The sequence below is a fragment of the Belnapia sp. F-4-1 genome, assembly GCF_000802185.1.
Classification (GTDB): domain Bacteria; phylum Pseudomonadota; class Alphaproteobacteria; order Acetobacterales; family Acetobacteraceae; genus Belnapia.
Map to the genome: position 1 here is coordinate 1,652,027 of NZ_KN676113.1, position 13,507 is coordinate 1,665,533.

Genomic DNA, 13,507 nt, shown 5'->3' on the forward strand with positions numbered 1-13,507 from the left:
TCTCCACTTGGTTCGGAGCGATTCCGTGCCCCGAACCGCGGGAAAAGGCCAGCGCTAAAGCCGGCCGGATTCAGCCCCCGCGCCCCGCGCCGTCCTGGCCATCGGGCCGGGCCTCAGTTGAGGCGGTGCCGCAGCTCCTCGACCACCAGCCGCGTCCGGCTGGCCGCCGGCCCCTCCGGCTCCAGCTCCAGCGAGCGCTCGAGGCAGCCGAGCGCGGCGGCGATGCGGTCCAGCCGCTGGTTCATCAGCCCGGCCTCGCGCCAGAGCAGCGCCTGGTCCGGGGCGAGGCGCAGCATGTCCTCGGAGCAGGCGAGCGCCCCGGCCAGGTCCTGTGCGCGGAGGCGCCGCAGCTTGATATTGTTCTGCAGGCGCAGCAGCACCGCCCGCTTGTCCATCAGTCGGACGAGGCCCGGCCGCAGCTCCGCCCGCTCGCCCTCGATCCGCTTGATGAGCGCGCGCAGGTCCGGCGCCTGCAGCCCCGCGCCGCCCGCGAAGACATCGACCAGCGCCTGGCCTCGCCCACCCTCGACGGCCAGCAGGAAATGGCCGGGGAAATCGACGCCATGCGCCGCCCAGCCCGCCGCCTCCGCCGCATGCAGCCAGAGGATGCCGAGGGCGACCGGCAGCCCCCGCCGCCGCTCGGCGACGCGGATGAGGTTGGCGTTGTCGAGGTTCTCGTAATCCTCGGTATCGCCCCCGAAGCCGAAGCGGCCATGGATCACTTCGGCCAGCACGGCGCGGCGCCGCTCCGCATCGCCCGCATCGGCCGCGGGGTCGGCCGCGGCGGCGGCGACGGCCGCCTGCGCCAGCTCCGACAGCAGGGCGGAGGCCGCGCGCCAATCCGCCTCCGGCGCATCGATCCGCGCGAATTGCAGCGCGACGGCGGCCAGCTCGATCTCGGCATCCGGCAACTGCCCGGCGGCGGCGAGGGCGGCGCGTGCCTCATCCTCAGGGCTCAAGGCCATGCACTACTCCCGCGGCTGCGGCACCATCCGGCCGAGGCGGCGGCCGCCGAAGAGATGGACGTGGAAATGCCCGACCTCCTGGCCGGCATACTCGCCCATGTTGGAGAGAAGCCGATAACCATGCTCCTCCAGCCCGAGTTCCCGCGCTATCCGCCCGACCGCGCGCCAGAAGCCGGTGATGGCCTCGGCCGGAGCCTCGGCATGGAAGTCGGCGGCGCTGACGTAAGGGCCCTTCGGGATCACCAGCACATGCACCGGCGCCTGCGGGGCGATGTCGTGGAAGGCGAGCGCATGCTCGTCCTCGCTGACCTTCTTGCAGGGAATCTCCCCGCGCAGGATGCGGGCGAAGATGTTGCCAGGGTCATAGGGCGGCTTGCCGGAGACGGACATGGCGATCCTCCAACCTGTCAGGCGAGCTTGGTGGTGCGCGCGGCGCGGACGATGCTCTTGGGCCGCGCTGCCTTCTCGGCGATGCCGCTGATGCCTTCGCGCCGCCGGAGCTCCGCCCAGACCTCCTCCGGGCGGATGCCGGCATCCACCCAGACGACGACGAGATGGTAGAGCAGGTCGGCGGATTCCAGCACCGTCTCGGTGCGGTGGCCGAGCGTCGCCTCGATGACGCATTCCACCGCCTCCTCGCCGAGCTTCTGCGCCACCTTCGCCGTGCCGCGGGCCATCAGCCGGGCGGAATGCGAGGTCGCGGCATCGCCCGCCAAGCGCCGGCTCTCCACCGTGTCCCAGAGCCGGTCGAGCACCGCGGCATCGCCGTCCCGTGGCCCTTCCAGCGGGGTGAGGTGACGGGCCTCCACCCGGCGCACCGCCTTCTTCGGCTTCGCCGGCACGGCCGGCACGCCCTCCGGCACCGGCACCGCCGCCGCACGCTTCTTCCCGGCCTTCGCGGCCGGCTTCCTCTTGGTGTCCTTCGCCATGCGTCAGGCGGCCTCCGTCTCGGGCAGGGGGCGGACCGGCAGGCCGGCCCGGGCCAGCGCCGCCTTGGCATCGGCGATACGGAATTCGCCGTAATGGAAGACGCTGGCGGCGAGCAGGCCGGTCGCCCCGACCCGCGCCCCCTCGACGAAATGCTCCATCGTGCCCACGCCGCCCGAGGCGACGATCGGCACCGGCACCGCGGCGCGCACCGCCCGCAGCAGCTCGAGGTCGAAGCCGGACTTGGTGCCGTCGCGGTCCATGCTGGTCAGCAGGATCTCGCCCGCGCCGGCCTCCGCCATGCGCCGTGCCCAGCCGACGACCTCGATGCCGGTCGGCTTGCGCCCGCCATGGGTGAAGACCTCCCACCGGCCCTCGCCCACCTTGCGCGCATCGACGGCGACGACGATCGCCTGGCTGCCGAAGGCCTCCGCCGCGCGCGAGACGAGCTCGGGCTCGGCGACGGCGGCGCTGTTGATGCTCGCCTTGTCGGCGCCGGCCAGCAGCAGCCGGCGGATGTCCTCGACCGAGCGCACGCCGCCGCCCACGGTCAGCGGGATGAAGACCTGCGCCGCGGTGCGCGAGACGACGTCGAGGATGGTGTCGCGGTTCTCGTGGCTCGCCGCGATGTCGAGGAAGGTGACCTCGTCGGCGCCCTCGCGGTCATAGGTGCGCGCCTGCTCCACCGGGTCGCCGGCATCGCGGAGTGCGACGAAATTGACGCCCTTGACGACGCGGCCGTCCTTCACGTCGAGGCAGGGGATGACGCGGAGAGCGAGCACGGTTCACCGGTCCGGTTGGAGGTAAAGGCCTGTTCACCGCATGGCGAAGAAGCGGCCGGGGGTCAAGCGGCGAGGTGCCGCCGGGGGGTGGCCGGCCACGGGCCGGGTAGGCACTCGTTGACGCCACAAACGAGAGGTTGCATACTGTCTTATCCGTGCATGTTCTGCGCGAGCAGCTTCCGGTGATCCGCTGCAATAAAGTTCGGACCAGACATCATGCTTCTTCCCGGCGCCGGCTATCGCGCATGATTCGCCGGGCCACGGCCACCTTTCGTATCACCCCGGCGCGATGTTCCGACAGGTCGCCAGCGGCGGTCACCTCGGAATCGCTTCTTCGAACGAACCATCGGCCGCACCGACGCCACCGGCCTCAGGCTCGCCCTGAACGAGCGGACGCTGGAAGGCTTCTCGGACGGCATCGCCATCGCCGACCTCGCCTTGCAGGACCACCCGCTAGTCTACGTCAACAGCGCCTTCGAGCGCATCAGCGGTTACCGGCGGGAAGAGCTGCTCGGCCGCAACTGCCGCTTCCTGCAAGGCACCGAGCGCACCCAGCCCGCGGTCCGGGAAATGGCCAGCGCCATCGCCGAGGGGCGCGACAGCACCGTCGTCCTGCGCAATTTCCGCCGCGACGGCACCCCCTTCTGGAGCGAGGTGCGCCTGCGCCCGCTGCGCGACGCCGAGGGCCGCGTCACCCACTATCTCGGTACCACGCGGGACGTGACCGAATTCCGTGACGTCAACGAGCGGCTCGCCCGCGCCGCCACCTTTGACGAGGTCACCGGCCTGCTGACCCGCCGCGGCCTGCTCGACCGGCTGGCCCTGCTGGGGGCGGACGAGCCGTTGCTGATGCTCTGCTGCGACGTCGATCAGCTGCGCGACGTCAACGCGACCTATGGCCGCTCCGCCGGCGACCTGCTGCTGCTCGAGCTGGGGCGACGGCTGGAGGCGGTGCCCGGCCTGATCGCCGGCAGCCGGCTCGGCGCCGGGCAATTCGCCGCCGCGCTGCGACGCCCCGAGGCGGCCGAGGCGATGGTCGCTGCGCTGCACGGCATGCTGCGCCAGCCCTTCATCCTGCCCGGCGCCACCGTCGCGCTCACCATCACCCTCGGCTGGGCCAAGGGTGTCTGGACCGCTTCCCAGGGCGAGCCGCTGCTGATCGAGGCGGAGGCCGCGCTCTATGCCGCCAAGGCCGCCGGCCGTGGCGAGCGCCGCGCCTTCGACCCTGCGGTGGAGCGCGAGGCCCGCCGACGCCTGCGCATGACCGCCGACCTTCGCAGCGCCCTCGCCAACCGGGAATTCGTGCTGCACTACCAGCCGAAGGTGGAGCTCGCCACCGGCCGCATCCTCGCCGTCGAAGCGCTGCTGCGCTGGAACAATCCGATCTTCGGCCTGCAATCGCCCGACCGCTTCCTTCCCGTCGCCGAGCAGAGCGGGCTCATCGTCGAGATCGGCGCCTGGGCCCTGGCCGAGGCCGCCCGCACCGCCGCGGCGCTACATCGCGGCGGCCATGCCGTGCAGGTCGCCGTCAACGTCTCGCCGGTGCAGTTCCACCGCGACGACGTCCCTGGCCTGTTCCGCCGCATCCTGGCCGAGACCGGGGCGGAGCCGGGATGGATCTCGATCGAGCTGACCGAGACGGTGCTCGCCGATGGCAGCGCGCGCACCCTCGCCTGCTCCCAGGCGCTGCGCGAGATGGGCATCGGCCTCGCCATGGATGATTTCGGCACCGGCTTCGCCTCGCTCGACCAGCTCCGCAGCCTGCCCTTCACCGAGGTGAAGCTCGACCGCAGCTTCGTCCGCAACCTGCATGCGGACCCGGTGCAGTCCGCCATCGTCACCGGCGTGCTCGGCGTCGCCCGCGCCCTCGGCATCACCGCCACCTGTGAAGGCGTGGAGACGGAGGCGGAGCGGCAGCGTCTGATGGTGCTCGGCTGCCCGGTGGCGCAGGGCTACCTGTTCAGCCTGCCGCTCGCCAAGGAGGATCTCATCTGGCTGCTGGAGAAGCACGCGGTCCTGCCGGTGGCGGCGGCATGAGCGGCGGCCCGATGCCCCGCCTCCCGACCGGCATCGCCTGGTTCGACCGGCTGACCCAGGGCGGCATTCCGACCCGGCGGCTGACCGTGCTGCTCGGCCAGGCCGGCGCCGGCAAGACGCTGCTCTCCTGCCAGATCGCCGCCACCCGGGCGCGGCTCTCCGGCGCCGGCGTCGTCTTCGCCGCGCTGGAGGAGCCGCCGTCCGACATCATCCGCAACGCCTCCGGCTTCACCTGGGACCTTGCGGCGTTGGCCGGACGGCAGTTCCACGCGCTCGACCTGCGGCCGGACCCGGACATGGTCTTCGCCGGGGATTTCGACCTGCGCGGCATGCTCGCCACCCTTTCCGCCAAGGCACGGCAGACCGGGGCGGAGCTGGTGGTGTTCGACGGGCTGGACACCGTGCTCGGCTGGCTCGCCAGCCCAGCCCGGCGCAGCGCGGAACTCACCCGCATCGGCCGCTGGCTGGAGGAGGAGGGTCTCAGCGCCATCATCACCGCCAAGGCGGAGCGCCATGGTGGCCCGGTCGATGCGCTCGGCCCGCTGGAATTCGCCGTCTCCCTCGTGGTGGCGCTGGAGCAGCGGGAGGAGAGCGGCGGCACCCTCCGCGCGCTCCGCATCACCAAGTCCCGCGGCAGCGGCCACAGCAGCAGCGCCCATCCGCTGTTCGTCTCCCGCCACGGGCTAGAGCCACTAATGTGGCCGGGCGGCGACCCATCGCCTGCCTCGCGGGAGCGGGTCGGCTCCGGCATGGCGCGGTTCGACGTGCTGCTCGGCGGCGGCTACCTGCGGGGCAGCACGGCGCTGCTCTCCGGCCCGCCCGGCACCGGCAAGTCAACCCTCGCGGCGCTCTTCACCGCCTCCGTCTGCGCCGCCGGCGGCCGCGCCGTGCACATCTTCTTCGACGAGGGGCCGGAGCAGGCCATCCGCAACATGCGCTCGGTCGGCATCGACCTCGCCGCCCACCGCGCCAGCGGTGCCCTCCACCTGATCGGCCTCCAGCCCGGCCGCGACGGGCCGGAGCAGCTGCTTTCCGAGATCCTCGCCGCGGTCGAGACGCAGGACGCCACCGCCCTGGTGGTCGACCCCGTCTCCTCGCTGATGCGCGGCGGCGTCGCCGATCTCGGCCAGTCCGCCATCCGCCGCCTGGTGGAGGAAGCCCGCGCCCGCGGCATGACCGCCCTGCTCACCTCCCTGGTCGAGGTGGGGGACGATCCGTCCACCAGCACGCTCAGCGCCGTCTCCACCATCGCCGATGCCTGGATCGCCCTCGGCTATGCCGAGCGGGGTGGCGAGCGCAACCGCACCCTCTCCATCGTCAAGGCGCGCGGCAGCGCTCATTCCAACCAGACGCGCGAACTCATCATGACCGCCGAGGGCTGCACCCTGGCGGATGTCTACACCGCCGGCGGCACGGTGCTGCTCGGCACCGCCCGGATGGAGCGGGAGGCGGAGGAGCGCCGCCTCGAGGCCCTCGCCAGCCTCGACCACCAGCGCCACCTGCGCGAGCTCCAGGCCCAGCTCACCGAGGCCGAGATACGCCAGCGCCAGTCCGGCCTGCAATCCGAGGCGGCGCGGGCCGAGCTCGCCCTGCTGGAGACGGCCGAGGCCGCGCGCCGCGCGGCCCGGGCCGACCGCCTCCTCCGCATCGCCACCAGCCGTTCCGCCGATGCGCCGGCGGAGGGGGGATCGGAGGGAGGGTCGGCAGCATGAGCTCGGCCGCCGTCGCCCTCTTCGTCGCCGGCGGCGCCCCGCGCTCTGCGGCAGCTTTGCGCAACCTCACCGCCGCCATCGCCGCCACCGGCCGGCCCGAGGGCACCTTCCGCATCGAGCTGATCGACGTGCTGCGCGACCCGGCCCGGGCGCTGGAGGCCGGGCTGCTGGCGACGCCGAGCCTCGCCCTCACCGCCGCCAATGGCCGCCGCCGCTGGTTCATCGGCGATTTCGACCGGCCGGAGCTGCTGGCCGGCTGGCTCGCCGACGTACTGGACGGCGACCCCCCCTGACCTCCGCCGCGTCAGGCTCTATATCTGGCGACCAGCAGGAGCTTGCCCGTGGTCGCCATCACCTCGCCCGCCTTCAAGGAGAATGCCCGGACCGCGCTCGCAGACCCCGGTTTGCAGAAGGCGCTCGGCACGGCGAAGGGCGCCTTCCTCCAGCGCCGCGCCCAGGCCGTCGCCAACCTGCCGGAATTCGAGCAGCTCCGGGACATCGGCCGGAACATCAAGAACCATACGCTGGCGAACCTCGACTTCTACCTCGAGGCCTATGAGGCCAAGGTGAAGGCCGCCGGCGGCCAGGTCCACTGGTGCTCGACCGCCGACGACGCCCGCGCCACCGTGCTGGAGATCTGCCGCCGCGCCAATGCCCGCACCGTCACCAAGGGCAAGTCGATGATCTCCGAGGAGCTCGGGATCAACGCCCACCTGGAAGCGCACGGCATCCGCCCGGTCGAGACCGATCTCGGCGAGTACATCCTCCAGCTCCGCCAGGAGCATCCGAGCCACATCATCGCCCCCGCCTTCCACCTGAACCGCGAGGACTGGGAGGCCGATTTCCGCCGCCTGCACACCGACCTGCCGCGCGACCGCGTCTTCGCCGAGCGGCGCGACATCCTGGCCGAGGCCCGCACCAAGCTGCGGGAGAAATTCCTCCAGGCCGATGTCGGCATCACGGGGGCCAATTTCCTCGTCGCCGAGACCGGCAGCAGCGTCATCGTCACCAACGAGGGCAATGGCGACCTGACCCAGACCCTGCCGCGGGTCCATATCGCGCTCGCCAGCATCGAGAAGGTCGTCCCGACGCTGGAGGACGCCACCAGCCTGCTCCGCCTGCTCGCCCGCTCCGCCACCGGCCAGGACTTCTCGGTCTACACCACCTTTTCCACCGGCGCCCGCCGCCCGGCCGACCTGGACGGGCCGGAGGAGTACCACGTCGTCCTGATCGACAACGGCCGCTCCAACATGCTCGGCACCGAGTTCCAGGAGATGCTGCGCTGCATCCGCTGCGCCGCCTGCATGAACCACTGCCCGGTCTATGGCGCGATCGGCGGCCATGCCTATGGCTGGGTCTATCCCGGGCCGATGGGCTCCGTCCTCACCCCCTCGCTCGTCGGCATCGAGAAGACCGGGATGCTGCCCAACGCCTCCACATTCTGCGGCAAGTGCGAGAGCGTTTGCCCGGTGAAGATCCCGCTGCCGAAGATGATGCGCCACTGGCGCGAGCGGGAATTCGAGCGCCACCTGACGCCCGCCACCCAGCGCAGCAACCTTGCCCTCTGGGCCTGGTTCGCCCGCCGCCCAACGCTTTACCGGGCCGCCACCCGCGCGGCGAACGCCGCCCTCAGCCTGCTCGGCCGCGGCAAGGGCGCCTTCCGCTCCTTGCCGCTGGCGGGCGGCTGGACGGCCGGGCGGGACCTCCCCGTGCCCGAGGGCGGCACCTTCATGGCCCGCTATGCGAAGGAGCAGCGCCGCCGATGACCAAGGAGGCCATCCTCGGCGCCATCCGCCGCGGCCTGAAGCGCGGGCCGCTGCCGGCCGACCAGCAGGCCATGCTGGGCGGGCGGCTGGCGACGCATCCCCGCCACCTCATCCCCGCCCGCTCGCGCCTGCCGCGGCCGGACCAGGTCGCCCTCTTCATCCGCAACGTGGAGAAGGAATTCGGCACCGTCGAGCGCGTCCCGAACGCCGAGGCCGTGCCTGCCGCCATCGCCGACTACCTGGCGGCGCAGAACCTGTCGCCCCGCTTTCCCATGGCGCCGCACCCGGAGCTGCAGGCGATCCCCTGGTCCAGCCGCCCGCTGCTGGAGGTGGAGCAGCGCCGCGCGGAGGCCACCGATCAGGTCAGCCTGCAGCACGGCTATGCCGGCATCGCCGAGACGGGGACGCTGATGCTCCCCTCCGCGCCGGAGCGCCCGACAACCCTCAACCTCCTCGCCGAGACCGAGATGGTGGTGCTCCGCGCCAGCCGCATCGTCGGCGCCTATGAGGAGGCCTGGGACCGCCTCCGCGCCGAGAGCCATGACGAGCGAAGCGGGGGATTCATGCCGCGCAACATCATGTTCGTTACCGGCCCCTCGCGCAGTGCCGATATCGAGCAGACGCTGGAGCTCGGCGCCCATGGCCCGCGGCGCCTCCACGTTATCCTGATCGACGACGACCCCGCCGCCCTGCCGATGGGCGAGGCCACGGCCCCGCCGCCGGTCGCCGTCCCGGGCGGTCCCGCCGCCCCGGGGGATTGAGCCCGCCCGCCCGGCGGCGCCGGGGCCTGACCGAGCTCGATCGCCGTCTCTGGCAGGCCTATACGGCCCATGCCCATGTGGCGCCCATGCCCGGCAAGGCCCTGCCACCGCCGCCGCCGGAGCCGACGCTGCCGGGCCCCGCGCCTGCCGCTCCCCTTGCCGTTCCGCCGCCGCGGCCCGCCGTCTTGCGCCCTGCCCCGGAGCTTCAGGTCGGCACTCCGCCCCCTGGCCTCGACGGCAAGCGATGGCGCGAGCTCCGCCGCGGACGCACCAAGCCGGAGCGCACCCTCGACCTGCATGGCCGCCGCGCCCAGGACGCGCATGCCGCCGTCCGCCGCTTTCTCCAGGAGGCTCAGGCCGACGGCCTCCGCTGCGTCGCCATCGTCACCGGCAAAGGATCGAGCGCCGAAGGCGGCGTGCTCCGCCGCGAGCTGCCCTTCTGGCTGAACGCGGCCGAGATGCGGCCCCTCCTCCTCGGCGCCGCCCACCCGCATGCCAGCAATCCCGGCGCCGTCCACCTGCTGCTTCGCAGGCGCCGGTGACCCCCTTCGGCCAGCGCCTCCGCGCCCTCCGCGAGGCCCATGGCGTCAGCCAGGCCGCTCTCGCCCAGGCGCTGCACGTCTCCCCCGCCTACCTTTCGGCGCTGGAGCATGGCCATCGCGGCCGGCCCTCGCCGGGACTCATCCATCAGGTGAACGAGTTCTTCGGGCTGATCTGGGACGATGCGGAGGAGATGGCGCGTCTCGCTCGCCTTTCCCATCCGCGGGTGGTGCTGGATACGGCGGGGCTGAGCCCGGAGGCGACGGCGCTGGCCAACCGGCTGGCGCGGGATATCCGCAAGCTGTCGCCGGACACCATCAGGGCCTTGCTTCAAACGCTGGATGGGGGGGGCGCCCCCCCCCCCCCCCCATGCCCCCGCCGGGGCCAAAGCTTGGCCCCGGACCCCGCCACAAGTAGGCGTCAGAAGCGCAGGCGGGGGCCAGAGACCAGCTGCGCGGCATGCGTGACGCGGCGGCGGCCATGCGTCTTGGCGGTCAGCACGGCCGCGGTCAGCCGGTTGTCATGCACCGCGGCCAGGCCGAAGCCCTGGTTGTTCAGCAGCAGGAAGTGGTCCGTCACCCGCAGCAGATACCACCCCGGCGCCAGCCCCCCGCGCACCAGCCCGAGCAGGCTCGGCCGCCGCTCCGGCAGCTCCACCGGCGCATGCGCCACGCCCAGCTGCTCCAGCGCCCCGAGGATGTCCCGCCAATAGGCCGTCACCACCGGCCCGGTGCCAGGGTACCAGTCCGGCGCGACCCCCCGCAGCAGCGTGCCCGCCGCCCGGTAGGGCAGCCCACTCGCCAGGGCCAGCGTCGCCGGCCCGCACCATGGCACCAGCCCGCCATTCTCCTCCATCAGCTCGTCATGGCTGCGCAGCCCAGTCGGGCGCTCGGCGAGGGCGGAGTCGGCCACCGGCCCGGCCTCCGTAAGACGCCCATCCTGACGATCTGCCATCGCGCGATCCCGCAAGCAGCCGGACGCGGGATGGCGCCCAGGATGCTCACAAGATCGTGTTTATTCACCTTGTCGTCAATATACGATTGCTGGGAACCCTTACCTGATCAGCACGCCATGCTGCCGGAGGAAGCCGAGCAGCGGCAGCAGCGGCAGGCCGAGGATGGCGCTGTGCTCCCCCTCCACCGCATCGAACAGCTGCACCCCGATCCCCTCCAGCCGATAGGCCCCGACCGAGCCAAGCACCGCCTCCCCTTCCGCCGCGAGATAGGCACCGAGGAATTCCTCGGAAAAGTCGCGCATCGTCAGCCGGGGCCTCGCAAGGTGTTGCCAGACCCGCTGGCCGCCGCGCCAGCAGACCATCGCCGTCATCAGCTCATGCGGCCGGCCGCGCAGCGCCAGCAGCTGCGCCCGCGCCGCCGCCATGTCCGGCGGCTTGTCGAACCAGCGCCCGTCGCAGACCAGCAGCTGGTCGGCGCCGATCACCAGCGCCTCCGGATGCCGCCGGGCGATGCGCTGCGCCTTGGCCTCGGCCAGCAGCATCGCCGCCTCGCCGGGTGGGATGCCCTCGGCGCGGGCGCTTTCCTTGATCGCCGCCTCGTCCACCGCCGCCGCCTCGGCCGTGAAGCGCAGCCCCGCCGCCGCCAGCACCGCCCGCCGGGCCGCCGAGGCGGTGGCGAGGATGAGGGCCGGTGCCTCCCGCTGGATCATGCCGCGCCTCCGCCGAGCACCACCGCCGCCGGATCGGCCGGCGCATGGCCCCCCGCTGCCCCTCGGCGGGCATGCCAGGCGTCCATGAGCTGAAGAACGGTCGCCGCCGTTTCCTCGATGCTCCGCCGCGTCACGTCGATCACCGGCCAGCCATGCTGGTTGCAGAGCCGCCTGGCAGCGAGGATCTCGGCCTTCACGCTGTCATGATCGATATAGTCGTTGGTGTCCTGCCGCACGCCGTCGGCGCCGATGAGCCGCAGCCGGTGCCGGCGGATCTCGATCAGCGCCTTTGTCTCGATGGTCAGCCCCACCACCGGGCAGGGCGAATCCGCCAGCTCCGGCGGCAGTTCCGAATTGGGCACGATCGGGACGTTGGCCGCCTTGATCCCACGGTTCGCCAGGTAGAAGCAGGTCGGCGTCTTGCTGCTGCGCGAGACGCCGACGAGGCAGACATCCGCCTCGTGGATGCCTGCTGCCCCCTGCCCGTCGTCATGCGCCAGCACGTAATGCATGGCGTCGATCCGGCGGAAGTAGTCGGCATCCATCACATGCTGCGCCGCCCGCTTCTCCCTGGCCCGCGCCCCGAGCTGCCCCTGCAGCAGGTCCACCACTTGGTCGAGCACCGAGAGGCAGGGCACGCCGAGGCGCATGCAGGCCTCCTCCAGCGCCAGCCGCAGGCTCTTGTCCACCAGGGTGAAGAGCACCGGCCCCGGCTCGTGGTCGAGCCCCTCCAGCACCCGGTCGAGCTGCAGGCGGGAGCGGATGAGGCTCCAGCGATGATGCACCACGTGGTGGTCCTCGAACCGCGCCAGGGTCGCCCGGGCGATCGAATTGAGCGTTTCGCCCGTGCTGTCGGAGACCAGGTGCAGGTTGACTGTTCTGTGGGGCATCCCGGGAGAATAGCGCAGGCCGCTGGGGACGAAGTGGAAAACTCCGAGGCAAACGCCGCCCGCGGTGGATGGAGGGGACGACTCAGTATGTCCCGCACAGGCGGGAGGGGAATCCCGCCTGAGTCGGCCGACTCCGGGACGGCGGAGGATTCACCCAACGGAGTCAGCGAGTCGCCGACTCAGTCGATCGTGGACAGGCCTGTGGATGGAATCCGGAGTAATTGCCTCCACAGCATCCACAGGCCCTATCACTACCTCATCCTTTCAAGACTCTTGTTTTCTTGCGAAGGGTAGGGCTCCAGGGAGGAAGAGATGCCAGGTGTGAGCGAAAGTCCGAGTCAGAAGCCCCTGCTCCGCGCCCTGGCCGGCGAGGCGGTCTGGCCGCCGCCGATGTGGCTGATGCGCCAGGCCGGCCGCTACCTGCCCGAGTACCGGGAGATCCGCGCCCAGGCCGGCGACTTCATCGCCCTCTGCACCGCGCCGGCGATGGCGGCCGAGGTCACGCTCCAGCCGATCCGCCGCTACGGCATGGACGGGGCCATCCTCTTCTCCGACATCCTCATGGTGCCCTGGGCGATGGGCCAGTCGCTCCGCTTCGCCGAGGGCGAGGGGCCGGTGCTGGAGCCGGTGCGCGACGCCGCGGCGATCAACCGACTCGATCCGACCGTCTGCGCCGCCAATGCCGCGCCGATCATCGAGACGGTGCGCCTGGTCCGCGCCGGGCTGGCCGAGGAGGCGCCGCGGACGACGCTGATCGGCTTCGCCGGCAGCCCCTTCACCGTCGCCTGCTACATGGTGGAGGGCCATGGCAGCCGCGACTTCGCCGCCGCCCGCGGCATGGCCTATGGCGACCCGGCGCTGTTCGGCCGGCTCATCCGCATCCTGATCGATGCCAGCGCCGACTATCTGTGCGCCCAGGCCGATGCCGGGGCGGAGGTGCTGATGCTGTTCGACAGCTGGGCCGGGCTGCTGGCGCCGAGCCAGTTCCGCCGCTGGGTGATCGAGCCGACGGCGAGCCTGGTCCGTGCCATCCGCAAGCGCCACCCGACCATCCCGCTGATCGGCTTCCCCCGCCTTGCCGGGCCGATGCTGGCGGAATACGCGCAGCGCACCGGGGTTCAGTGCCTCGGCATCGACACCTCGATGGACCTGCGCTGGGCCGCCTCGGCGGTGCCGCCCTCGATGTGCCTCCAGGGCAACCTCGACCCGCTTTCCCTCGTCACCGGCGGCATGGCCCTGGAGACGGAGGCCCGTTCCATCCTGGGTGCCATGCGCGGCCGCCCCTTCATCTTCAACCTCGGCCACGGCATCGAGAAGGTGACGTCTCCCGATAACGTCTCGGCCTTGGTCCGCCTGGTCCGCACCGGCTGACTCAGGGGTTCCAAGGGCCCTCCGGCCCTTGGCAGGAGGAGCTTGAGGAGGGCAGCGCCCTCCTCAATGCCTCGAATTGCCCGCCGGGGTA

At 72.0% G+C, this 13,507-nt stretch carries 14 protein-coding genes and 1 pseudogene; 8 read left to right on the plus strand and 7 right to left on the minus strand.

The features are described 5' to 3' along the window. Positions 1-113: 113 nt before the first annotated feature. From LH62_RS08020 to hisF, 4 genes are read right to left on the minus strand one after another with little or no spacing between them, the layout of a single operon-like run. Entirely contained in the window at positions 114-965 is an 852-nt protein-coding gene (locus tag LH62_RS08020; RefSeq protein WP_052213938.1) for a SirB1 family protein, read from the minus strand. 3 nt (positions 966-968) lie between these two features. Further along, positions 969-1,355, minus strand: a complete 387-nt coding sequence (locus tag LH62_RS08025) for a histidine triad nucleotide-binding protein (protein WP_043360500.1) — start codon at positions 1,353-1,355, stop codon at positions 969-971. A 17-nt stretch (positions 1,356-1,372) separates the two neighbouring features. Next, positions 1,373-1,894: a phosphoribosyl-ATP diphosphatase gene (locus LH62_RS08030; RefSeq protein ID WP_082012418.1), complete on the minus strand. Its 522-nt coding sequence runs from the start codon at positions 1,892-1,894 to the stop codon at positions 1,373-1,375. Between the two features lie 3 nt (positions 1,895-1,897). Continuing rightward, the gene (hisF, locus tag LH62_RS08035; RefSeq protein ID WP_043360502.1) at positions 1,898-2,674 is read right to left on the minus strand and encodes an imidazole glycerol phosphate synthase subunit HisF; all 777 of its coding nucleotides are present in this window, start codon (positions 2,672-2,674) and stop codon (positions 1,898-1,900) included. 396 nt (positions 2,675-3,070) lie between these two features. Between hisF and LH62_RS08040 the strand changes: the two genes are divergently transcribed. The 7 genes and pseudogenes from LH62_RS08040 to LH62_RS32650 all read left to right on the plus strand — a co-directional run. Beyond that, the gene (locus tag LH62_RS08040; protein ID WP_255360015.1) at positions 3,071-4,711 is read left to right on the plus strand and encodes a bifunctional diguanylate cyclase/phosphodiesterase; all 1,641 of its coding nucleotides are present in this window, start codon (positions 3,071-3,073) and stop codon (positions 4,709-4,711) included. 11 nt (positions 4,712-4,722) lie between these two features. Further along, the gene (locus LH62_RS08045) at positions 4,723-6,423 is read left to right on the plus strand and encodes an ATPase domain-containing protein (protein WP_160299798.1); all 1,701 of its coding nucleotides are present in this window, start codon (positions 4,723-4,725) and stop codon (positions 6,421-6,423) included. Beyond that, positions 6,420-6,716 carry a circadian clock KaiB family protein gene (locus LH62_RS08050; protein ID WP_043360503.1) on the plus strand — a complete coding sequence of 99 codons (297 nt, stop codon included), beginning with the start codon at positions 6,420-6,422 and terminating at the stop codon, positions 6,714-6,716. The genes LH62_RS08045 and LH62_RS08050 overlap by 4 nt, the downstream gene beginning before the upstream one ends. Positions 6,717-6,764: 48 nt before the next feature. After that, complete coding sequence (locus tag LH62_RS08055) at positions 6,765-8,189, plus strand: LutB/LldF family L-lactate oxidation iron-sulfur protein (protein WP_144404420.1); 1,425 nt, start codon at positions 6,765-6,767, stop codon at positions 8,187-8,189. Continuing rightward, on the plus strand, positions 8,186-8,950 hold the full coding sequence (locus LH62_RS08060) for a lactate utilization protein (RefSeq protein ID WP_082012419.1): 765 nt from the start codon (positions 8,186-8,188) through the stop codon (positions 8,948-8,950). The genes LH62_RS08055 and LH62_RS08060 overlap by 4 nt, the downstream gene beginning before the upstream one ends. After that, complete coding sequence (locus tag LH62_RS08065) at positions 8,947-9,492, plus strand: Smr/MutS family protein (RefSeq protein WP_043360504.1); 546 nt, start codon at positions 8,947-8,949, stop codon at positions 9,490-9,492. The genes LH62_RS08060 and LH62_RS08065 overlap by 4 nt, the downstream gene beginning before the upstream one ends. Continuing rightward, positions 9,489-9,650, plus strand: a pseudogene (locus LH62_RS32650) (helix-turn-helix domain-containing protein); the annotation flags it as partial. The gene LH62_RS08065 and the pseudogene LH62_RS32650, both read left to right, overlap by 4 nt. A 260-nt stretch (positions 9,651-9,910) precedes the next feature. Here LH62_RS32650 and LH62_RS31905 read toward each other — a convergent pair. The 3 genes from LH62_RS31905 to LH62_RS08080 all read right to left on the minus strand — a co-directional run bounded on the left by LH62_RS31905 (position 9,911) and on the right by LH62_RS08080 (position 12,045). Next, positions 9,911-10,444, minus strand: coding sequence for a hypothetical protein (locus LH62_RS31905; protein WP_236552695.1), 534 nt, complete (start codon positions 10,442-10,444; stop codon positions 9,911-9,913). Positions 10,445-10,543: 99 nt separating this feature from the next. Next, a complete protein-coding gene (locus tag LH62_RS08075; RefSeq protein WP_043360505.1) occupies positions 10,544-11,155 on the minus strand; it encodes a nucleoside triphosphate pyrophosphatase in 612 nt (203 codons plus the stop codon). Then, positions 11,152-12,045 (minus strand): pyruvate, water dikinase regulatory protein, encoded by an 894-nt coding sequence (locus LH62_RS08080; protein ID WP_043360506.1) that lies wholly within the window; start codon positions 12,043-12,045, stop codon positions 11,152-11,154. The genes LH62_RS08075 and LH62_RS08080 overlap by 4 nt, the downstream gene beginning before the upstream one ends. Positions 12,046-12,357: 312 nt before the next feature. Between LH62_RS08080 and hemE the strand changes: the two genes are divergently transcribed. Next, positions 12,358-13,416, plus strand: coding sequence for a uroporphyrinogen decarboxylase (hemE, locus tag LH62_RS08085; protein ID WP_043360507.1), 1,059 nt, complete (start codon positions 12,358-12,360; stop codon positions 13,414-13,416). The last annotated feature ends 91 nt before the right edge of the window (positions 13,417-13,507 follow it).